Below are 20,710 nucleotides of genomic sequence, written 5' to 3'. Positions count from 1 at the left end.
TGCGCTTTCCTGAAATGGTGGCTGAAACTGGCTTCGATTATTCGTTCGGAACGCCCGTGGTGGTCGAATATTCGAAGTGGAATTCCTTGTCCGGGAACAGATAGGAACGGGCCGCGTGGATCGCGCTGGCACCTTCGGCAAAGCCCGACAGGATCAGTTTCAGTTTATGTTCGTAGGTTGCGATATCGCCAATGGCGAAGATGCCCGGGACCGAAGTCTGCATGGTCGCCTGGGTTACACCGATATGGTTCTTCTCAAGGTTAAGACCCCAATCGGCAATCGGACCAAGTTCCATGGCAAGGCCAAAGAACGGCAGCAGATGATCTGCTTCAAGCTCAAGCTCTTCGCCCTTAAGCGTTGCCACAACCACGTGCGACAGCTGACCATTTTCGCCCTTAAGGCCCTTAAGCTGATAGGGGATGACCATTTCGATCTTGCCGGCTTCTGCCAATGCCTGAAGCTTTGCGCTGCTATCGGGGGCTGCGCGAAATTTCGGGCGACGGTGCACCACCATCACTTTTTCTGCGACATCATGAAGTGACAGCGCCCAGTCGACAGCAAATCACCACCACCGGCAATCACTACTTTCTTGCCAGCAAAATCAGCGCGGCGTTTGACGTAATACTGAACGCCACCCGAACCTTCGTAATCTTCAAGGCCATCCATCGGCGGCTTGTTCGGGCCAAAAGCTCCGCAACCAGCAGCAATGACAACTGCACCGGCATCGATCACGGTGCCCGTAGTGGTTTCAAGCATGAAGCGGCCATCATCACGCTTTTCAAGCTTGGTGACCTGTTGACCCAGGTGATAGGTCGGCTCAAACGGTTCGGCCTGTTTTGCCAACTGATCAATCAGGTCCTGACCGGCGATCTGCGGATGGGCCGGGATATCAAAGATCGGCTTTTCCGGATAAAGCGCACTGCACTGGCCGCCAACCATATCAAGCGCATCGATCACGTGTGATTTAAGCCCCAGCATACCGGCTTCGAAAACCGCAAAAAGCCCGACCGGGCCTGCGCCAATAATGGCAATATCTGTGCTGTGTGATGCGTCTGACATACTCAATCCATCCAAATAGTATCGAATTTGGGTAGGGTCCGTACCCTAGGCCCGGCGATGTGCGGGAAATCTGTTATTCGCGAAATAGCATCTGGGGGCATTAATCGCAATGTAAACCGGGCAAAATTGCCGTGTTTGGTTTGTTTTGATGTGTGCCTGCATGTGATTTCGTAAAATCGTTGCGAAGCGCCGCGTTGTACCCCTACAACAGAACAAACAGATACCACTCTTTCGACGGACATTATGAGCAAGACAGTCACTGTCAGTGATCAAAACGGGACCGAGGCCCTTGCGGCCAAACTTGCCGCTGTTGCCAAGGCGGGCGACGTTATTTTGATGCATGGAACGTTGGGTATGGGCAAAAGCGCATTTTGCCGTGCCTTCATCCGCGCCATTGCCAATAACCCGCATGAAGAAGTCCCAAGTCCGACCTTTACGCTCGTACAGATTTACGAACTTGATCCGCTGCCGGTCTGGCATTTTGATCTGTACCGTTTGTCTGATCCCGAAGAAGTCCACGAGCTTGATATCGAAGACGCCTTTGCCGATGCCGTCAGTCTGATTGAATGGCCTGATCGGTTGGAATATCTGACACCGGACAACCGTTTGGACATTCATATCGAACCCGGATCAAATCCGGATGCACGTGTATTTTTGCTGAAGCCACAAGGCGATGACTGGACCGCGCGCATTGAAGGGCTTGATGTAGTGGCTTTGGCAGGGGATGGCAAATGAGCCGCGCAAACCCTGATCAGGAACGCCGGAATTTTGAACGTCAGGACTTCCTGGTGGCGTGCGGCTGGCAAAATGCGCAGGTATCGCCACTGGTTGATGACGCATCAGCCCGCAAATATTTCCGTCTTGAACGTCGTCATGACACAGCCCTTTTGATGGATTTCCCGCCAAGTGCGATCCATGTCGATCCGCATGGCATTTATGATGATCCCGAACGCCCGGCATCAGTCGCGCCGGTTTTGCACACAACGGAATTGTTTGAGCGTGCAGGATGGCGGGTACCGGAAATTCAGGCGTCTGATGAAAAGCGCGGCTTGGTCCTGATTGAAGATTTTGGCGATATAACCTTTACCGAAGCACTTCAGGCCGGTGCCATGATGGATGGTACGGGGCAAGACGGGCTTTATTTGCGTGCGGTCGAGCAGCTAATCACCTTGCATCGTTTCTGTGATGGCGGTGGTATGGATGGTTCGGGCCTTGTGCAGTATGAGCCCGAAAACTTCCGCCGTATGCTGGCCAGTTTTAAAATTGATTATCTGCCGCTGATCATTGCCGATGATGCCAAGCGCATGGCTGCAATCACGGCGTTTGATCAATTACTTGATGATGTCTTGCCGCTGTGTTGGCAGGCGGGTGAGGTGATCATTCACCGGGATTATCATGTCGATAACCTGATGCTGGTCGAAAATGGCGATGGCGGCGATGATTGCGGCATCATTGATTTTCAGGACGCAGCTATTGCCACGCGCCCCTATGATCTGGCGTCGCTGTTGCGCGATGTGCGTCATGATATCGGTACTGATCTGGAAACCCGGATGAAGCAGTTTTACCTGGCAGCCTTTCCAGATATTGATCGTTCTGATTTCGAAACATCCTATGTCGCGACGTCGATGGTGCGCAATTTCCGTATTCTGGGTCGCTTTGGCTGGCTTGCGATCAAGGCGGGCAAAACGCGGTATTTTGACTTTATTCCAAGATGTTGGGAGCTTATCCTGCGCGGTGCGGCCACTGATTTGCCAGTGCTTCAGGATTGGGTTGATTCCCATATCCCGCTTTCCGCCCGTGTCGCCCCAAGTCTTACCAACCCCGCATCGCATGAGGCAGAGCAATGACCGGAAAAACCGCCAATATGCAAAAGGCGCAGGCGATGGTTCTCGCGGCCGGTCTTGGCAAACGGATGCGTCCGATCACTGATACCATGCCAAAGCCATTGGTGTCGGTTGCAGGCAAGCCGATGCTTGATCATGTGCTTGATAAACTGGCATCGGCCGGGTTTGATCAGGCGGTGGTCAACAGCCACTATCTGGGTCAGCAGATCATTGATCATGTGGCCCAACGCGCGGCGCCCAAAGTCCTGACCTCGCCCGAAATGGACCTGCTAGAGACCGGCGGTGGGGTGAAAAACGCCCTGTCGCTTTTGGATCAGGACGCCATCCTGATTGCGAATGCGGATGTGTTTTGGACCGAAGGTCGCGATGCACTGTTTGATCGACTGACCAGTGCCTTTGATCCGGAGCATATGGACGCGCTTTTGGCGATCTATCCGGTCGCGGATGGCTATGGTTATGACGGGGCGGGTGATTTCTTCTGGCAAGTCGATGGCAGGCTGAAACGCCGAGGCGATGCGCCAAGCGCGCCCTATTTCTTTACCGGTGTTCAAGTGCTTTCGCCGCGTTTGTTTGAAGGAACGCCAGACGGGGCCTTTTCGCTTAATGTTGTTTATGATAAGGCGCTGGCAGCGGGGCGCTGTTATGGTCTGGTCCATGATGGCGGGCATTTCCATATCGGTACACCCGATGCCCTTTTGGCGTCTGAGCCGGTGATTGCCAAGGCGCTAGAGATTGAACGCGCCAAACAAGCCACGTCACAGTCCGGGGGCAATTAATGGCGGACCTGTTTGATTACATGGACGCACCCGAATATGACGACGGCCCGTTCGCCGATTACGGCGCGCTGCCTGAAAACCTGTATTTCATTCCGCCGGGCGAGGCCTTTGCCAATCTGATCGCCAAGCAGCTGATGGCCGAAACCGTCGAGCAACCTGATCAATTGCCCGATTACGTTTTGATGGTGCCCAACCGTCGATCCGCCAAAGTAATGCGCGATGCGTTTTTACGTCAGTCAAATGGCGCGGTAACGCTTCTGCCTACCATTCGCCCGCTGGGCGAGGCAGATGAAGATGAATTGGCGATCTATGGCGCCGGTGGGGAGCAGGCAGCACTTGATCTTCCGCCATCCATTCCGGACTTGCAACGAAATCTGCTTTTGACCCGGTTGATCATGAACCGGCCCGATCACCGCGGCGAAAAGCCAACCGCTGATCAGGCCGCGCGCCTTGCAGGTGAATTGGCGCGGTTCCTTGATCAGGTGCAGACGGAAAACTGCGCCTTTGACGATCTCGAAGGTTTGGTGCCAGAAGAATTCGCCGAACATTGGCAGCTGACACTCGAATTCCTGCAAATCCTGACCCTGCATTGGCCGGGTATTCTGGCCTCCCAGGATGTCAGTGACCGGGCGATGCGGCGTAATGCCCTGATCAAGGCGCAGATCGAACTTTGGGAAGTCAATCCGCCGCAAACACCGGTTCTGATTGTCGGGTCCACCGGGCCGTTTCCGGCACTGCGCGACTTGATGAAGGCTGTTCTTGCCATGCCCAAGGGGCGTGTGGTTCTGCCCGGCCTGATGAAGGGGCTTAATCACGAAGACTGGGCTGCGATTGCTGATGATGCTGCCCATCCGCAGCATTTACTTGGCAAGACGCTTAATCACATTGGCCGTCATGCCGACAGTGTCTTGCCATGGCCAGCCATTGGTATGGATGATGACGCCACCATTGAACGCCGCCGTCTGGCCCGCGAAGCCCTGCGCCCGGCCAAAACCACCCATCATTGGCGTCACATCACCGGATTTGCGCCATCGGTTATGGATGGCGTGTTGCGCATTGATTGTTCCGGCGCACGTGAAGAAGCAACCACGATTGCGTTGATGATGCGTGAGGCCCTTGAGCACCCCGGAAAAACCTGTGCGCTGGTGACGCCAGATCGCGGTCTTGCGCGCCGCGTTGCGACCGAACTTCGCCGTTGGGAAGTTGAAATTGACAATTCAGCGGGTATTCCGTTGCATGACACGGCACCGGCGATCTACCTGCGCCTTGTTGTCCGTGCAGTGCAGGAACAGTTTGCCCCGGTTCCGTTACTTGAACTGTTAAAGCATCCACTGTCGGCTGCTGGCCTGCCGCCGGAGACCTTCCGCGTTTTGACCCGGCTTCTTGAACAAAATGTTTTGCGGGGTGCGCGTCCAGGGCCCGGGTTGGATGGTTTGCAAACCGCCCTTGATGGTTGGCGCGATGAGGTGATTGATCGACTGACATCCAGCGGGTCTGATAACGCGACGGCCCGGATCGATCGCACCCGCGATGATCATGCGCGTTTGACCGATCTTATCGAACGGTTTGCCGCCTGTCTGGATGCACTATCGGATCTGAATGCGGATACCACACTTGCGCCGGTTCATGCACTGCGCTGCCACATCACCGCCGCCGAGGCCTTGGCAGCCAGTGATACCCAATCGGGGGCTGATCGCCTGTGGCGCGGTGAAGCGGGTGAGGCCTTGGCTGATTTCGTTCATGAATTGCTGAATGCCTTGGGCGAATTCACACCGATGCCGGGCAATCGGTATGGTGCGTTTTTGGATGCCCTGATGGCCGACCGCGCAGTCCGCCCGCGCTATGGCAAGCATCCGCGCCTGTTTATCTGGGGCACCGTCGAAGCGCAGATGCAGCAGGCCGATCTGACCATTTTGGGTGGTTTGAACGAAGGTGTCTGGCCGCCCGAAGCCGGGGCTGACCCGTGGATGAGCCGCCCGATGCGGCGCAATTTTGGTCTGCCGGCCCCCGAACACCGGGTGGGGCAATCGGCCCATGATTTCCAGCAGCTGTTTTGTTCGCCAGATGTGGTCATGACCCGTGCTTTGCGTATCGAAGGTACGCCGACCGTGCCTTCACGCTGGTTGTTACGGATTGAAAACATTCTTCGGAAATCGGGCGTTCCAATGGAGAAGCCTGAAGCAACCGAATGGCGCGCTCTTGCCGAAACCCTTGATGAGCCGTCTGAGAATATGCGCATCAAAATCGGCCGTCCCGCACCAAAACCGCCGGTATCGGCCCGACCTGATCGCTTGTCGGTCACCCAGATCGAAACATGGATGCGCGATCCCTATGCGATATATGCCCGCCATATCCTTGGCCTGCGCAAGCTTGATGGGGTGGACGAAGACCCGGGTGCGGCTGATTACGGTAACCTGATCCATGATGCCCTTGATCAGTTCATTGCCCGCCATCCAGATCATTTGCCACCTGATGGTGAACATGAATTGCTGATCATTGGGCGCGAAGTGTTTAAGCCGTTGGCTGCACGGCCGGGCCTTTGGGCATTTTGGTGGCCGCGGTTTGAACGGATTGCCAAATGGTTCATCCAGACCGAAGCCGCACGGCGCGACGCAGTTCGCAAATCCTATACCGAGCAGGCCGGAACCCTTGATACCAGCAGCGGTTTTCAGGTCTATGCCCGTGCTGACCGGATTGATCAGCTGCGCGATGGCGGGATTGCCATCATTGACTATAAAACCGGCGCACCACCCAGTCAGGGTGATGTTGCCCATGGCTTCGCCCCGCAATTACCGCTTGAAGCCGCCATTGCTGAAAAGGGCGGATTTGGCGATGTGCCAGCAGGGCCGCCTGCCAGCATGGCATTCTGGAAACTCTCGGGCGGTGATCCGGCGGGTGAGATTGTTGAAATCAATACAGGCCGGATGAAAACCACCCCGGCGGAACTCGCCCATGCAGCCGTTGACGGGGTCAATGGATTGGCCGCAGCCTTTGCTGATCCGGCGACACCGTATCTGAGTGTTCCGCATCCTGATCATGCGCCGAAATATTCCGATTATGTCCATCTGGCGCGCCTGCGCGAATGGATGGGCAGCGAGGACGTTGATGATGCTGCGGATGGCGATAGCAGGGAAGGGGAAGCGTCATGAGCGGAATGCGCGGAACTGATCCCAATATCCTGCAACGCAATGCGTCTGATCCGAATGCATCGGTTTGGGTGTCTGCATCGGCCGGGGCCGGTAAGACCAAGGTTCTGTCTGATCGCGTATTGCGTTTGATGCTGTCTGGCACCGAGCCACATCGCATTCTGTGTCTGACCTTTACCAAGGCAGCCGCGGCCGAAATGGCCAACCGTGTTAATGAACGGCTTGGTCGTTGGGCAACCATGGAAGACCGCGAATTGCATGATGATCTGGCCAATCTGGCCGGGACATCGCCCAGTTCCGATGAAACCATGCGCGCACGCCAATTGTTTGCCCGGGTTCTTGATGCGCCGGGCGGGATGAAAATCCAGACGATCCACGCATTTTGTCAGTCGCTGTTGCGCCGTTTCCCGCTTGAAGCCGGACTTGCCCCGCATTTCGAGATTATGGATGACCGCACGGCGGCCGAAACCATGGCCGATGTGCAAGAAGAGGTCCTTGCCTTTGCCCGCACCGGCCGGGACGAAGATCTGGCCAAGGCCCTTTCAGTTGTCACCGGTCAGGTTCGCGAAGGTGCCTTTGGCGAGGTCATGAGCGAGCTTGCCCGTGAACGCGGACGCCTGAAACGCATGCTGGCCAACCTTGGCGGTGCGCATCGCATGCGTGATGCGGTTTATAGCGCGCTTGGTGTACCGGTTGGTTTGGATGAGGAAACCATTCTGACCAAGGCGCTTTCGGATGCTGCCTTTGACCGCGATGGTCTTTTGCGTGGTCTTGCCGCGCTTGAAGCTGGAACCAAGACCGATATTGCCCGCGTTCCGGCATTGGCCCAGTTCCTTGAAAAGACGACGGTCGCAGACCGATTGGCAGTGTTTAATGATTATCGCAGCGTGTTCTTTACGACCGCAGGTGAACCGCGCGCCAAGCTGATCACCAAGGGCGCGGCGGAAAACCACCCGATGGGGGCAGATGCGCTTGAACAGGAATGCGCGCGTCTGGTTGAGGTTGATCGACAGCGCAAGGCCGCCGCCATGGCCGGTGCGACGTCGGCCCTGATTACCATCGGCAATGCGATGCTGGACCGCTATGCCACGAAAAAGGCCCTGCATGCGCGCCTTGATTACGATGACCTGATCCTGACCAGCTTGCAGCTTTTGCAACGCCAGGCCGGGATTGCCGGTTGGGTTCTGTTCAAGCTCGACGAAGGGCTTGATCATGTCCTGATTGACGAGGCGCAGGATACCAACCCCGAACAGTGGGAAGTGGTTCGTATTCTGGCCGAAGAATTCTTTATTGATGCTGGTCGGCATGCCGATAAGCCGCGCACAATCTTCGCCGTTGGCGATGCGAAACAATCGATCTATAGCTTCCAGCGTGCCGATCCGGAAAAGTTTGCCGAAATGCGAAGCTACTTCCGCGAACGGGCAAAGGAAATTGCCGCTGACTGGCGCGAAGTGCCAATGAACATATCGTTCCGCTCGACTGATGCGGTGCTTGGAACGGTGGATCGCGTCTTTGCCGGACCGGTTGCCAAGCAAGGTGTCGGCGATGATGGCGCAGATGTTCTCCATAGCCCGTTTCGCGTTGGTCAGGCCGGGCGGATCGAACTTTGGCCGGCGGTGGAGCCGCAGGAACGTGCCCCCGAAGACCCCTGGACGCCACCAACCCGGATTGTGCGTCTGGAAGACCCAGAAATCAGGTTAGCCCGCGTCATTGCCGGGCGCATCCGCCATGCGATTGATGAAAAGGAAACCCTGACATCGCGTGGCCGTCCGGTCCGTGCGGGGGATTTCATGATCCTTGTGCGCCGTCGTACGGCCTTTGTCGATGAAGTCGTTAAGGCGCTGAAAGAACGCAATGTTCCGGTTGCCGGTGTTGACCGTATGCAGATCACCGATCAGCTGGCCGTGATGGATCTGGTGGCGTTTGGTCGGTTCTTGCTGATGCCCGAAGATGACCTAACACTGGCCGAGGTGCTTAAAAGTCCGTTGATCGGGCTTGATGATGATCAGCTGTTTGACATTGCCCATAACCGGCCCAGAACCCTTTGGCATGCGCTGCGTGAAAGGGCAGGAACGGTCGAGGATGGTTCGATCTTTGCACGTGCCTATGCGTTTCTGTTCAAGTGGTTGGGCCGGGTTGATTACGAACGCCCGTTTGAACTGTATGCCGAACTTTTGGGCGGGCGGGGCGATGACGCACGTGGCGTTCGGGCACGTTTGGTTGGCCGTCTTGGGATTGAGGCCAACGACCCGATTGATGAATTCCTGAACCTTGCCATGGGCTATGAGGCCGATCACGCCCCAACGCTTCAGGGCTTCTTGCATTGGTTGATGGCGGGTGACGCCGAGATCAAGCGTGACCTTGAACAAAGCGGACGTGATGAAGTCCGCATCATGACCGTGCATGGGGCAAAGGGCCTGCAGGCCCCGATCGTGTTCCTGCCAGACACCATGCAGGTTCCGACACAGGCGCCGAACCTGTTTTGGCAGGAAGACAAAAACCTGATGTTCTGGTTGCCGCGTGTGGCACTGGAAACCGATATTGTGTCGCGCCTGCGTGATGCGAATGCTGTTAAGCGCGATCAGGAATATAACCGCCTTCTTTATGTCGCACTGACCCGCGCAGAAGATCGGCTTTATATTTGTGGCTGGCAGGGCAGGCGTAAGGCGCCGGAGCATTGCTGGTACAATCTGTGCCAACAGGCGATGGAAGGTTGCGCCAAACCTGTCCAGATTGATCTTGGTGCCTATTCCGGGTCAGGCTGGGACGGGGAGGGCTGGATTTGGGAAACGGATCAGTCAGAAGCCCCAAAACCAGACAGGATTGATAATGTTTCAGATGCGCAACAATCATTAAAACGCAGCCTGATCCGTGCGATTGCGCCCGAAGAAGCCTTTCCGCCCAAGCCATTGGCGCCAAGCCGTCCGCTTGAAGAAGAACCGGCTGTCCAGTCACCATTGGGCGGGGATCAGGGCCAAAGCTTTAAACGCGGTATTCTGATCCATAAGCTTTTGGAATTGCTGCCGGATTTACCAGATCACGCACGCCGTGCGGCGGCTGAACGGTTCCTGGGGCAACCTGTCCATGCGCTTGAGCCCGATATTCAGGCCGAGATCGCCGATGAAACGCTTGGCATCTTTGATCATCCCGATTTCGCGCCGGTTTTCGCGCCAGGATCACGTGCCGAAGTGCCGTTGGTTGGCATTGTTGGCGGGGATGTGGTTTCCGCCCAGATCGACCGGCTTGTGGTGCGCGATGACGAGGTGATGATTGTCGATTACAAAACCAATCGTCCACCGCCGCGTGATGTAGAAGGTACGCCAAAGGCCTATCGTCGGCAGATGTCGATTTATCGGGCCGCACTGGCGCAAATGTATCCGGGCAAAAAGGTCAGATGTTTCATCCTCTGGACCAACGGGCCGTGGATGGTGGAGCTTCCCGAACATATTTTGACGTTTGGCTAATGTAACCAACTCTGCAGAAGACATGGCTTGGCGCGGGGGACATGGCCGCTGCTCCTCCAATGCGCTTGACGTTTGCGTCAGTGCTGCCTACCTTGGCCTCATACAGCGGATCGAGGTTTGCGGGTTATCCCCCTTGCCTCGTAACAACTAGGATCTGAAAGTATGACCACGATTAAAGTTTCCGACGGTTCGTTCGATACCGACGTTCTGGGTTCCAACGACCCGGTTCTGGTCGATTTCTGGGCTGAATGGTGCGGTCCGTGTAAGCAGATTGCGCCTTATCTCGATGAGATCGCTGGTGAACTGGGCGGCAAGCTCAAGATCGCCAAGGTGAATATCGACGAAAACCCGAACACCCCGGCGAAATACGGTGTTCGTGGCATCCCGACCCTGATGATCTTCAAGGGCGGCGAAGTCGCTGCGATGAAAGTCGGCGCACTTCCGAAAAGCGCACTTGTTGACTGGATCAACCAGTCGATCTGATCATTAGATCAATGAATTTAAAAAGGCGGGCTGTTTTCAGCCCGCCTTTTTCTTTGTGCCGTTTGATGTGAAATCAGGCGGCGCGAATGTCTTCAAGGAAGCGCTTGATTTGCGTCAGAAGCGCCTGAGACTTGTCGCTCAGGCTGTTGGACGCGGTCAGCACTTCGCCCGATGCACGGCGTTCTTCTTCGGCCAATTCACGAAGGCCGACAACGTTTTGGGCAACATCCTTGGTACCAGATGCCGCTTCGGCGACATTACGTGCGATTTCACCGGTTGCAGCGTCCTGTTCGCTAACAGCTGCCGCAATGCCACCGGCAACTTCATTAAGCTCCTTCATACGCGCGGAAAGATGCTCAATCGCGCCAAGGGCACCCTGGGTGCTGTCCTGAATGCCATTGATGTGACCTGCGATGTCTTCGGTCGCACGCGTGGTCTGGTTGGCGAGGTTTTTGACCTCGGCTGCGACCACGGCGAAACCTTTGCCGGCTTCACCAGCACGCGCTGCCTCGATCGTTGCGTTAAGAGCCAGAAGGTTGGTCTGCTCGGCGATCGACTGAATAAGCTCGACCACTTCACCGATTTTGTCCGAGGCATTGGCAAGTTCAGCAAAGATTGCGCTGGCATCATCGGCTTCGCCGGCACCGGCCTGCGCGATGTCAGAGCTGCGGGCGACCTGGGCGGTGATTTCATCGATTGCGGATGCCAGCTGTTCAGCAGCAGATGCCACCGTATCAACGTTGGTTGCTGCCTGTTCAGTCGCGGCGGCCACATTGGCGGCCTGACTGGTCGTCTGATCGGACTGGGCTGCCATGCCGGTTGCGGTGCTGCGCAGCTGATCAAGGGCCGCATTCACAACGGTCAGGTTGCTTTCGACTTCCTGCTCGAACACAGCAATGCGTGCATCGATATTTTTCGCACGTTTGAGCTGGGCTGCGTTGGCGGCTTCCTGTTCCTTGGCAAGGCGGTCGGCCTCTTTGCGGTTGGTGCGGAACACCTCAAGCGCACGGGCCAGATCACCGATCTCGTCTTTGCGGTCATCCGCATCGGTTTTAACTGACGTATCGCCATCTGCCAGACGCGACAGGGCTGCGGTGATTTCACGCATCGGTACGGTGGTGCTGCGTTCAACTGCAAGGCCAAGACCACCAATAACAACCATAATACCGATCAGGGTGATGATGTCGGTGGTGGCACTTTTCCAAAAGGCTGCTTCAACGTCATCGGTATAGATGCCAGTCGCAACAATCAGGTTCCAGCCATCAACCAAGCGGCCATAAGCAAGCTTCGGTGCATTTTCCTTGGTGTTGGGATGGGGCCAGACATAGGTGACATAACCACTGCCGGACTGGGCAACAATTTTGGCCAGGTCAGCAATCGGTGTTACGCCATTGGGATCCTTGACGGCCGTCGCACTTTTGCCTTCAAGCTGTGGGGCGAGCGGATGCATGACAAGCGTGCCATTGCGTTCGGTTACGAACACATAGTTGTTGCCGTCATAACGCTGCGCTGAAACGGCCTTAAGGGCGCGTTCCTTGGCTTCTGCGTCCGAGAATTCGCCTGCTTTGGCGCGTTCTGCGAAATCTTCAATGATGCTTGCCGACTGGTCGACGACATAGCGCAGCGTGACCTTGCGGTCATTGAGCATCGTGTTGTGTAGCGAAAAGAGATTGATGACAGCCGACGCACCCAACGCGATCGCCACCAATATCATCACACCGCGCAACTTCCACGCGAAGGAATAGTCTGAAAGCCTCATCTGGCACCCACTTTATGATTGGTTGTTATAACGCGCCGTTTCGGACGCGTTATTTAGAACTAGTCAGTTATTGGCAATAATGCGCCATAGCGCGACGGATGCCCTGATCTATGCCAAAAGTATGCGCCGAAATATAATTAAGTATATGAGAAATCTTCGGTTTTACTTATGTTCAGCGTGAAATTGAACGGACAGGTTTAATTGAAGATATTAAAAAACCTCCGCAGATATTGCGGAGGTTTTTTTGTTGCGATTCGTTCGCGACTAGAAGGATCGGACGGTGTCCTTAATACTCGTATGGCGTGCCGTCCATGTTCTCCATCAGCACTTCGCGCTTCCCAACATGGTTGGCAGCGGAAACGACTCCGTTTTCTTCCATCTGTTCGATGATGCGTGCCGCGCGGTTATATCCGATGGACAGTTTGCGCTGGATGAAGCTGGTTGATGCCTTCTTCTCTCGAAGGACAATGCCGACGGCCTGATTATAAAGATCATCATCCAATTCGCCACCACCCGCAGCCCCGGCATTACCACCAGCCATATAGGCCGCTACTGGATCTTCTTCGGGTTCTTCGGTAACGGTTTCAAGATATGCCGGATCGCCCTGATCGCGCAGATGCTTGACGATGCTTTCGACTTCTTCGTCTGAAACGAACGGGCCGTGGACACGCTGCAAACGGCCGCCCTGGCCCATATAAAGCATGTCACCTTGGCCAAGCAGCTGTTCTGCGCCCATCTCGCCCAAAATGGTACGAGAATCGATTTTCGAGGTCACGGAATAGGAAATACGCGTCGGGAAGTTCGCCTTGATCGTACCGGTGATGACATCTACCGACGGACGCTGTGTTGCCATGATCAGGTGCAGACCGGCCGCACGGGCCATCTGCGCCAGGCGCTGGATCGATGCTTCAACATCCTTGCCCGCAACCAGCATAAGGTCGGCCATTTCGTCGACGATGACGACGATAAATGGCAGCGGTTCCATCGGCAGTTCCTGATCCTCAAAGATCGGTTTGCCGGTTTCCGGATCAAAGCCGGTCTGAACACGACGGGTAAGCTGTTCACCCTTGGCGGCGGCTTCCTTGATGCGCTTGTTATAACCCGCGATATTACGAACACCGACCTGGCTCATGGCGCGATAACGGTCTTCCATCTCGCGCACAGCCCATTTCAGGGCGACAACTGCCTTATGCGGGTCGGTCACGACCGGGGTTAGAAGATGCGGGATACCGTCATAGATCGACAGTTCAAGCATCTTTGGATCGATCATGATGAAGCGGCATTCTTCAGGCTTCAGGCGATAAAGCAGCGACAGGATCATCGCATTCACACCAACGGATTTACCCGAACCGGTGGTACCCGCGATCAGCAAGTGCGGCATCTTTGCCAGATCGGCAATAACCGGGGTTCCGCCGATATCCTTGCCAAGGCTCATATTCAGTTTACCGCTGTTCTTTTCGAAATCGCTGGAGGCCAGGATTTCATGCAGGTGAACAGTTTCGCGACGCGCATTGGGAAGCTCGATCCCGATGACGTTACGGCCCGGAACAACGGCAACACGCGCGGCAATCGCACTCATGGAACGTGCAATATCATCGGCAAGACCAATGACGCGGGATGATTTCACGCCCGCTGCGGGTTCAAGCTCATACAGGGTAACAACCGGGCCCGGACGGACCTGAACGATTTCACCCTTAACACCGAAGTCTTGCAGAACGGTCTCAAGCAGGCGCGCATTTTGCGCCAGTGCTTCCTGATCGATCTGGGTGGCGTCGGCTGGATCTGGCTCATGAAGCAGATCAAGTGGCGGGAAGCGATATTCATCCGATCCCAGATCAAACGATGCTTGGCGTTGTGCGGCGGCCTTTTGGCTTGGTTGCAGTTTGGCGGCAGGGGCGGCAACGATATGGACCGGCGGTTCATTGTCATGATGATGGTCTTCGACATCATCATAATCATCGCCGTCATCATCTGGGTCCATCTGCGGTTCCGAACGACGGGTGGAAATGGCCGTACCAAGCTTGGCCTTGCCTTTATCAAGGGACGGTTCCTGCCGCGAACCCGGTGCGCGCTTGGCGACCGGCTCATCATTGCTGCCGGTCGGGATGATGGCACGGATGCCAGCTATGATCTTGCCACCCGCGAAGGACAGCACATTACCAAGACGTTCCCAGTCGGAAAGCGAATAGGCCATGCAGAAGATCGTCAGAACCAGACCAAGGATCATGGCGGCAAGTGCGATCAGCGCACGTGCGCCGGGAACACCGATCATGGCAAAGCCTGCCTGAAGCTTGCCCAGCAACAAATCACCGGCAAAACCACCCAGACCAACCGTAAGCGGCCAATGCATACCCGGCTGAACTGCTGCTGCCGAGGTCGCAACCAGCAAAAGGGCCAGTGGCAGGACAAGGAAACGCGCCCACATCCAGCTAAACGGTTTGACCGCAATCAGGCGCAAACCCCAGCCAACCAGAAGAACCGTAATCAGGGCCGATGCCAGACCAAGGGTGCGCAACATCAAATCCGCGCCATAGGCACCAACAACGCCAAGCGGGTTAAAGATCACACCGCGATCAGTTGCATGGTTAAAGGACGGATCGCCGGGATGAAAACCGATCAGCATGATGAACAGGGTAATGGCCAGACATACAAGGCCAAGCCCGCAAATCCGTAAACCGCTCCGCTTAAGCAGTGTCACAAGACTGCCGGGCATGAAGGCGGTTCCAAGAGTGTTCGACTGACTGCTCATCTGGGTATCCGTTCTGTTTAAGTCCTGCTGGGTGATGATGCCGCGTTGCTGAAAGCTTAGCTTTCAAGCGCCTTGGCAATGCGGGTCAACCCGTCCCGTGTGGTTTCAAGATCGTGTACCAGGGCAATGCGGATAAACTGCTTGCCCGGATTGTTGCCATTGGCATCAGTAATCGAAAGATAACTACCCGGAATGACCTTTACCCCGGCTTCCTTCCAGATCTTTTTGGTCGCAGCTTCATCATCGCCAACATCAAGCCACAGGAAGAACCCGCCCGGCGGACGATAAAAGCCAAACCGGTTGCCAAAGACGTCTTCGGCGATGTCGATTTTGGCGCGATAAAGATCGCGGTTTTCTTCGGCATGCGCATCATCGTTCCAAAGGGCGGTTGATGCGGCCATGACCGGCATGGGAATGGTTGCGGAGCAGTAGCTTCGCAATGCTGTGAAGCGTTTTACGATTTTGGCATCGCCCGCGACGAAGCCCGAGCGCAGACCCGGTGCGCTGGAGCGTTTTGAAAGGCTGTGGAAGACAAGGACATTGTCCATGTTGCCGCCCTGTGCTGCGCAAATCTCAAGCGCGCCAACCGGGGCCTTTTTGTCATAGATGTCGGCATAACATTCATCCATGGCGAGCACGAAGTCATGCTTGCGCGCAAGACCAATGATGCGTTCCAGATAATCGCGCGACGCAATGGCACCTTGCGGATTGGCAGGCGAACACAGGAAAAACAACCGACAAGCATCTAATGTTTCGGTGTCGATCTGATCAAGGTCAGGCAAGAAGTTGGTCTCGGGACCAGCTGCCAGCGGCACCATTTCTGCGTCATTCAGAACAGCAGCACCACAATAGACCTGATAAAACGGGTTCGGCAGAAGGACCTTGGGTTTCGGGCCCGGTTGATCCTGCGGGATAACGGTGGTTGCGATCAGATAAAGTGCTTCGCGCGTGCCAGCGACCGGAAGGACATGATCATCACGGTTGATCATATCGGTCGGCAGGTTATAGCGGCGATCAAGCCAGTTTTTAATCGCGTCGCGCAGTTCCGGTGTGCCTGATCCCGGCGGGTATTTGTGCCAAAGACTTGCATGTTTAACCATCGCCTCGGTGATCATCGCAGGCGGTTCGTGCTGCGGTTCACCGATCGACATAACCAGCGGCGATTGACCGGGTTTAATACCGTCAAGCAAGGCTGCCAGTCGCGGGAACGGATAGGCAGGCAATTGATCAAGGCGTTCGTTAAACATGGTCGTCGTCATTCCAGCTTGGTCTGTGCGCCGCAAGCAAACGGCGCCGTTATGCAGAATATGGGTAAATTCCCCTGACTTTACCCCTATGCCAAAAGTGCAAAGAAAGATTTAAGAGGAGAGGGGATTTAACGCAAAAAGCCCGGAAAGACGCGCTTTCCGGGCTTTAAGTATTGTGGTGGCAGCTATTGGGTGCAGCGCTTAGCTGGCGCGAAGGTCATCCTCTGGATAGGCGCCGATCTTGTAAATCGACACATCCGCACCATCAAACTCGTCTTCTTCTGACAGGCGAATGCCGATGGTTTTCTTGAGCGCGCCATAGACGACAAAGCCAACTACGGTGGCAAAAACAACGCCAATCAACGATCCGGCCAGCTGTGCAGTGAACGAAACACCACCCATCCCGCCAAGGGCCTCAAGGCCAAAGATGCCACAGGCGATACCGCCCATAAGGCCACACATTCCGTGCAGCGGCCAGACGCCAAGAACGTCATCGATCTTCCATTTTGCCTGACACTGGTTAAAGCCCCAAACAAACAGCGCACCGGCAAGACCACCGGTCACAAGCGCGCCCAGCGGATGCATCACATCAGACCCGGCACAGACGGCAACCAGACCGGCAAGGGCGCCGTTATGCACAAAGCCCGGATCGTTTCGACCTGTTAACAAGGCAGTTAGAATGCCGCCAACCATCGCCATCAGCGAGTTAACAGCGACTAGTCCGGTAATGCCACTCACCGACTGTGCTGACATGACGTTAAAGCCGAACCAACCGACACACAGCACCCAAGATCCAAGCGCCAGGAAAGGAATGTTTGAAGGCGGAATACCAATCAGACCGCCGGTTTTGGTGTAGCGGCCGCGACGGACACCCAGACTGACAACAGCGCCAAGGGCGATCCAGCCACCAACGGCGTGAACAACGATGGAGCCGGCGAAATCATGGAAAGGCGCGCCAAAATTGGCTTCGATCATGTCCTGGAAGCCGAAATTATTGTTCCAGACCATGCCTTCAAACAGCGGATAGAAGATACCGACCAGAATGGCGGTGGCGAACAGCTGCGGATAGAAGCGCGCGCGTTCGGCAATGCCGCCGGAAATGATGGCCGGGATTGCTGCTGCAAAGGTCAGAAGGAAGAAGAATTTGACCAGATCATAACCGCTTGCGGCAAAGCCTGAGCCGTTTTCCGGTGTGATCTGACCGCTGAGAACGCCAGCATTGGCAAAGAAATCAACGCCATACGCAACACTGTAGCCGACGAAGAAATAGGCAATCGTCGAAACAGCGAAATCAACAATGATCTTAACAAGCGCGTTGACCTGGTTCTTTTTGCGAACCGTGCCGACTTCAAGAAAGGCAAAACCGGCATGCATTGCGAGCACCATAATAGCGCCCATCAGGACGAAAAATACGTCCGAGGCAGTCTGGAAAGCCTCCATAAGGCGTCCCCCTGTTCAAATAGCGTTTCCTCTCGGTCCGGTCTTGTCGGGGCAGCCGGACTCTGGTTCGGGGCAGCCAAGATCAATTTTCGTGCCAATGCTGAAAATTTGCACAGCAAGGGTCATCAGACCAAGGCGGTTGCTCGATATTTGGGGTGTCGGGGATGGAGGGGGATTTTGGGGGGCAAAAGGCGCTTTGCCTTCCAAGTGACCAAAACGCTGCCCAAAAAGGCAGCATAGACACAAAAAGCCCGCCAAGGATAAATCCAGGGCGGGCCAGTTGGTCTGACAGGCTGGGTATCGGGCGAACCCGATACCCGTCAGGAAATCAAATCGCTTAGAAGCGCTGGGAACCCTTACCGAATTCCGGGTAAGCTTCCAGGCCAAGTTCGGTTGCATCTGCACCGTTGGCTTCGTCTTCTTCCGAGAGACGGATGCCGATGGTGAACTTCAGCACCAGCCAGACGATAGCCGAGGTAACGATGGTGAATGCACCCATTGCAACGATACCGGTCAGCTGTACGCCGAACGATGCACCGTCATTGGTGAGCGGAACCGCAAGGGTGCCCCAGATACCAGCAACAAGGTGAACAGAAACCGCGCCAACGACGTCGTCGATTTTCAGTTTGTCGAGCAGCGGAACTGCAACAACAACCAGAACACCGCCGATTGCGCCGATGATGATGGCAGAACCGATGGTCGGGGTGTCCGGACCAGCAGTGATCGAGACCAGACCAGCCAGCGCACCGTTAAGTGCCATGGTGAGGTCGACCTTTTTGTAAAGGATCTGGGTCAGGATTGCTGCGGCAACAACACCACCAGCAGCAGCCATCGAAGTGTTGCCATAGATGTTGGCAATCGCGATAACGTCAGCGCCCGAGCCCATAGCAAGCTGCGAACCACCGTTGAAGCCGAACCAGCCGAGCCACAGAACGAAGGTGCCAAGCGTTGCGAGCGGCAGGTTCGAACCTGGCATCGGATGAACCGAACCGTCTTCGCCGTACTTGCCTTTACGTGCGCCAAGGATAATCGCGCCGGTCAGAGCAGCCCACCCGCCGACCGAGTGAACGATGGTCGAACCAGCGAAGTCAGCGAAGCCCATTTCAGAGAGCCAGCCGCCACCCCAGGTCCAGGAACCGGTGATCGGATAGAGAACGCCGGTAAGAACCACGACGAAGATCATGAACGGCCACAGTTTGACGCGCTCGGCAACGGTACCCGATACGATCGAAGCTGCGGTTGCAACGAACACCATCTGGAAGAACCAGTCAGAAGTTGCGGAATAGCCGCCCGAGAAGTCACCAGCAAGTGCTGCGGAGTCATCTGCGCTCCAGATGGAGAGCGAGCCGATCCAACCAGATACATCCATGTACATCAGGTTATAACCGATGAGGTAGTACATGATGCCTGCTACAGAGAAGAGCGAGATGTTCTTGAGCAGGATGGTCGATACGTTCTTGGTGCGAACCAGGCCAAATTCCAGCATGGCAAAGCCAGCTGCCATCCACATGACCAGTGCGCCGCTGAACAGGAAGCTAAAGCTGTTCAGGATGTATTGAGTCTCGGCCGAGACGCCTGCGTCCTGAGCAAAGGCCGGAGAAGCGATTGCAAGAAGGGCGGTAGCTGCAACAGCAGCAAGGCCGGTTTTCTTCATAGGAATGTTCATAATGTCTCCCCTTGTCTCTGGACTTACAGGGCGTCGTCGCCGGTTTCACCAGTACGGATACGGACCGCCTGGCTCACATCAAGAACGAAAATCTTACCGTCCCCGATTTTCCCGGTTTGAGCAGTTTTGGTGATGGCTTCGACAACCTGATCAACCAGATTATCCGTGATGGCGACTTCCAGCTTCACCTTCGGCAGGAAGCTGACCATGTATTCAGCACCACGATAGATTTCGGTCTGACCTTTCTGACGGCCAAAACCTTTAACTTCAGTGACCGTCAAACCCTGAACGCCCAGTGCGCTAAGCGCCTCGCGGACTTCGTCCAGTTTGAACGGTTTAATGACAGCAGTAACAAGTTTCATAATATTGCGACCTCCCGGCATATCCGTTGAGTACCAACGTGGTAATCACGATTTCGCAGTCGCACTCTCCAAACCAAGAATCGTGCCAAACTCAAAATAAATCTGTTAAATAATTGAAATATAATAGAAAAATAATTGTGCGCGTAGGTTGAGCAGAAAAATTGCTGTAGAATAGCGGGATTAAATATGCACAGAATCTGATGCTGTTTAAAAAATGTGCATATTTTTTAATCAAAGAAATACAACATCAAAAACCTGTTGTAGCTCAAGGCGATGCGGCTGCTTCATATCAAGGTATAGTGCGGGGTATCGGTTTGTGGCGGCCCGACTTACCCGCAGAATTGCGCGGTCAGATGACAGTTTTATGCGCGCTTTGACCATGTGGTGCCAAATGCATCACATCGGATATTTCAAATTGCGCGGATCACTGATCGGTGCGGGTTGTGGCCGCGTACTTGGCAGGGTAAACATGGCGATGCCTGATTGCGCATGACCATATATATTGCGTCAGGTCAACGCGGTGATCGGCCAATCGGATTAAACGGTTGGCATCGGCCAGAGCTTTTGAGACAGGAATTCGCGACATGCAGGATCAGCAGGCACTTCATACCGATGTCATCATTTTGGGCGGTGGTTTGAATGGGGCCGCCATGGCGCTGGCACTCGCCCATGGGGGTGTGAAGTCTGTCGTGATTGATTATGCCGATCCGAAAAC

General features: G+C 55.3%; 13 protein-coding genes and 1 pseudogene. 7 read left to right on the top strand and 7 right to left on the bottom strand.

What is annotated here, in order from left to right:
• Window positions 1-37: 37 nt before the first annotated feature.
• Window positions 38-1,059, bottom strand: a pseudogene (locus ACMZ66_RS00740) (NAD(P)/FAD-dependent oxidoreductase).
• A 243-nt stretch (window positions 1,060-1,302) separates the two neighbouring features.
• On the opposite strand from ACMZ66_RS00740, the gene tsaE reads away from it, so the two are divergent.
• The 6 genes from tsaE to trxA all read left to right on the top strand — a co-directional run bounded on the left by tsaE (window position 1,303) and on the right by trxA (window position 10,772).
• Entirely contained in the window at window positions 1,303-1,794 is a 492-nt protein-coding gene (gene tsaE / locus ACMZ66_RS00735; RefSeq protein WP_416933485.1) for a tRNA (adenosine(37)-N6)-threonylcarbamoyltransferase complex ATPase subunit type 1 TsaE, read from the top strand.
• A complete protein-coding gene (locus ACMZ66_RS00730) occupies window positions 1,791-2,906 on the top strand; it encodes an aminoglycoside phosphotransferase family protein (RefSeq protein ID WP_416933483.1) in 1,116 nt (371 codons plus the stop codon). The genes tsaE and ACMZ66_RS00730 overlap by 4 nt, the downstream gene beginning before the upstream one ends.
• Window positions 2,903-3,679 carry a nucleotidyltransferase family protein gene (locus ACMZ66_RS00725; RefSeq protein ID WP_416933481.1) on the top strand — a complete coding sequence of 259 codons (777 nt, stop codon included), beginning with the start codon at window positions 2,903-2,905 and terminating at the stop codon, window positions 3,677-3,679. Before ACMZ66_RS00730 ends, ACMZ66_RS00725 begins: the two co-directional genes overlap by 4 nt.
• Window positions 3,679-6,828, top strand: a complete 3,150-nt coding sequence (gene addB / locus ACMZ66_RS00720; protein ID WP_416933479.1) for a double-strand break repair protein AddB — start codon at window positions 3,679-3,681, stop codon at window positions 6,826-6,828. Before ACMZ66_RS00725 ends, addB begins: the two co-directional genes overlap by 1 nt.
• Entirely contained in the window at window positions 6,825-10,289 is a 3,465-nt protein-coding gene (gene addA, locus ACMZ66_RS00715) for a double-strand break repair helicase AddA (protein ID WP_416933477.1), read from the top strand. The genes addB and addA overlap by 4 nt, the downstream gene beginning before the upstream one ends.
• A 162-nt stretch (window positions 10,290-10,451) precedes the next feature.
• Window positions 10,452-10,772, top strand: a complete 321-nt coding sequence (gene trxA, locus ACMZ66_RS00710; protein WP_008888557.1) for a thioredoxin TrxA — start codon at window positions 10,452-10,454, stop codon at window positions 10,770-10,772.
• A gap of 73 nt (window positions 10,773-10,845) precedes the next feature.
• On the opposite strand, the gene ACMZ66_RS00705 is transcribed toward trxA, so the two are convergent.
• From ACMZ66_RS00705 to ACMZ66_RS00680, 6 genes are all read right to left on the bottom strand, one after another.
• Window positions 10,846-12,531 carry a methyl-accepting chemotaxis protein gene (locus ACMZ66_RS00705; RefSeq protein ID WP_416933475.1) on the bottom strand — a complete coding sequence of 562 codons (1,686 nt, stop codon included), beginning with the start codon at window positions 12,529-12,531 and terminating at the stop codon, window positions 10,846-10,848.
• A 286-nt stretch (window positions 12,532-12,817) separates the two neighbouring features.
• Complete coding sequence (locus ACMZ66_RS00700) at window positions 12,818-15,280, bottom strand: DNA translocase FtsK (protein ID WP_416933473.1); 2,463 nt, start codon at window positions 15,278-15,280, stop codon at window positions 12,818-12,820.
• A gap of 56 nt (window positions 15,281-15,336) precedes the next feature.
• Entirely contained in the window at window positions 15,337-16,539 is a 1,203-nt protein-coding gene (locus ACMZ66_RS00695) for an aminotransferase class I/II-fold pyridoxal phosphate-dependent enzyme (RefSeq protein WP_416933471.1), read from the bottom strand.
• A 189-nt stretch (window positions 16,540-16,728) separates the two neighbouring features.
• Window positions 16,729-17,967, bottom strand: a complete 1,239-nt coding sequence (locus tag ACMZ66_RS00690) for an ammonium transporter (protein ID WP_416933469.1) — start codon at window positions 17,965-17,967, stop codon at window positions 16,729-16,731.
• 337 nt (window positions 17,968-18,304) lie between these two features.
• Window positions 18,305-19,633 carry an ammonium transporter gene (locus ACMZ66_RS00685; RefSeq protein ID WP_416933467.1) on the bottom strand — a complete coding sequence of 443 codons (1,329 nt, stop codon included), beginning with the start codon at window positions 19,631-19,633 and terminating at the stop codon, window positions 18,305-18,307.
• Window positions 19,634-19,656: 23 nt separating this feature from the next.
• Window positions 19,657-19,995, bottom strand: coding sequence for a P-II family nitrogen regulator (locus tag ACMZ66_RS00680; RefSeq protein ID WP_007088725.1), 339 nt, complete (start codon window positions 19,993-19,995; stop codon window positions 19,657-19,659).
• A 584-nt stretch (window positions 19,996-20,579) separates the two neighbouring features.
• Here ACMZ66_RS00680 and ACMZ66_RS00675 point away from each other — a divergent pair.
• Window positions 20,580-20,710: FAD-dependent monooxygenase (locus tag ACMZ66_RS00675; protein ID WP_416934588.1), on the top strand; the 131-nt coding region annotated here is incomplete at its 3' end.

Source organism: Thalassospira sp. (genome assembly GCF_048059015.1).
GTDB lineage: Bacteria > Pseudomonadota > Alphaproteobacteria > Rhodospirillales > Thalassospiraceae > Thalassospira.
This window is presented reverse-complemented; position numbering and strand designations above follow the sequence as displayed.

Coding starts and splice junctions, on each gene's coding strand:
- tsaE (WP_416933485.1), top strand. CDS start 1,303: ATGAGCAAGACAGTCACTGTCAGTGATCAAAACGGGACCGAGGCCCTT.
- ACMZ66_RS00730 (WP_416933483.1), top strand. CDS start 1,791: ATGAGCCGCGCAAACCCTGATCAGGAACGCCGGAATTTTGAACGTCAG.
- ACMZ66_RS00725 (WP_416933481.1), top strand. CDS start 2,903: ATGACCGGAAAAACCGCCAATATGCAAAAGGCGCAGGCGATGGTTCTC.
- addB (WP_416933479.1), top strand. CDS start 3,679: ATGGCGGACCTGTTTGATTACATGGACGCACCCGAATATGACGACGGC.
- addA (WP_416933477.1), top strand. CDS start 6,825: ATGAGCGGAATGCGCGGAACTGATCCCAATATCCTGCAACGCAATGCG.
- trxA (WP_008888557.1), top strand. CDS start 10,452: ATGACCACGATTAAAGTTTCCGACGGTTCGTTCGATACCGACGTTCTG.
- ACMZ66_RS00705 (WP_416933475.1), bottom strand. CDS start 12,531: ATGAGGCTTTCAGACTATTCCTTCGCGTGGAAGTTGCGCGGTGTGATG.
- ACMZ66_RS00700 (WP_416933473.1), bottom strand. CDS start 15,280: ATGAGCAGTCAGTCGAACACTCTTGGAACCGCCTTCATGCCCGGCAGT.
- ACMZ66_RS00695 (WP_416933471.1), bottom strand. CDS start 16,539: ATGACGACGACCATGTTTAACGAACGCCTTGATCAATTGCCTGCCTAT.
- ACMZ66_RS00690 (WP_416933469.1), bottom strand. CDS start 17,967: ATGGAGGCTTTCCAGACTGCCTCGGACGTATTTTTCGTCCTGATGGGC.
- ACMZ66_RS00685 (WP_416933467.1), bottom strand. CDS start 19,633: ATGAACATTCCTATGAAGAAAACCGGCCTTGCTGCTGTTGCAGCTACC.
- ACMZ66_RS00680 (WP_007088725.1), bottom strand. CDS start 19,995: ATGAAACTTGTTACTGCTGTCATTAAACCGTTCAAACTGGACGAAGTC.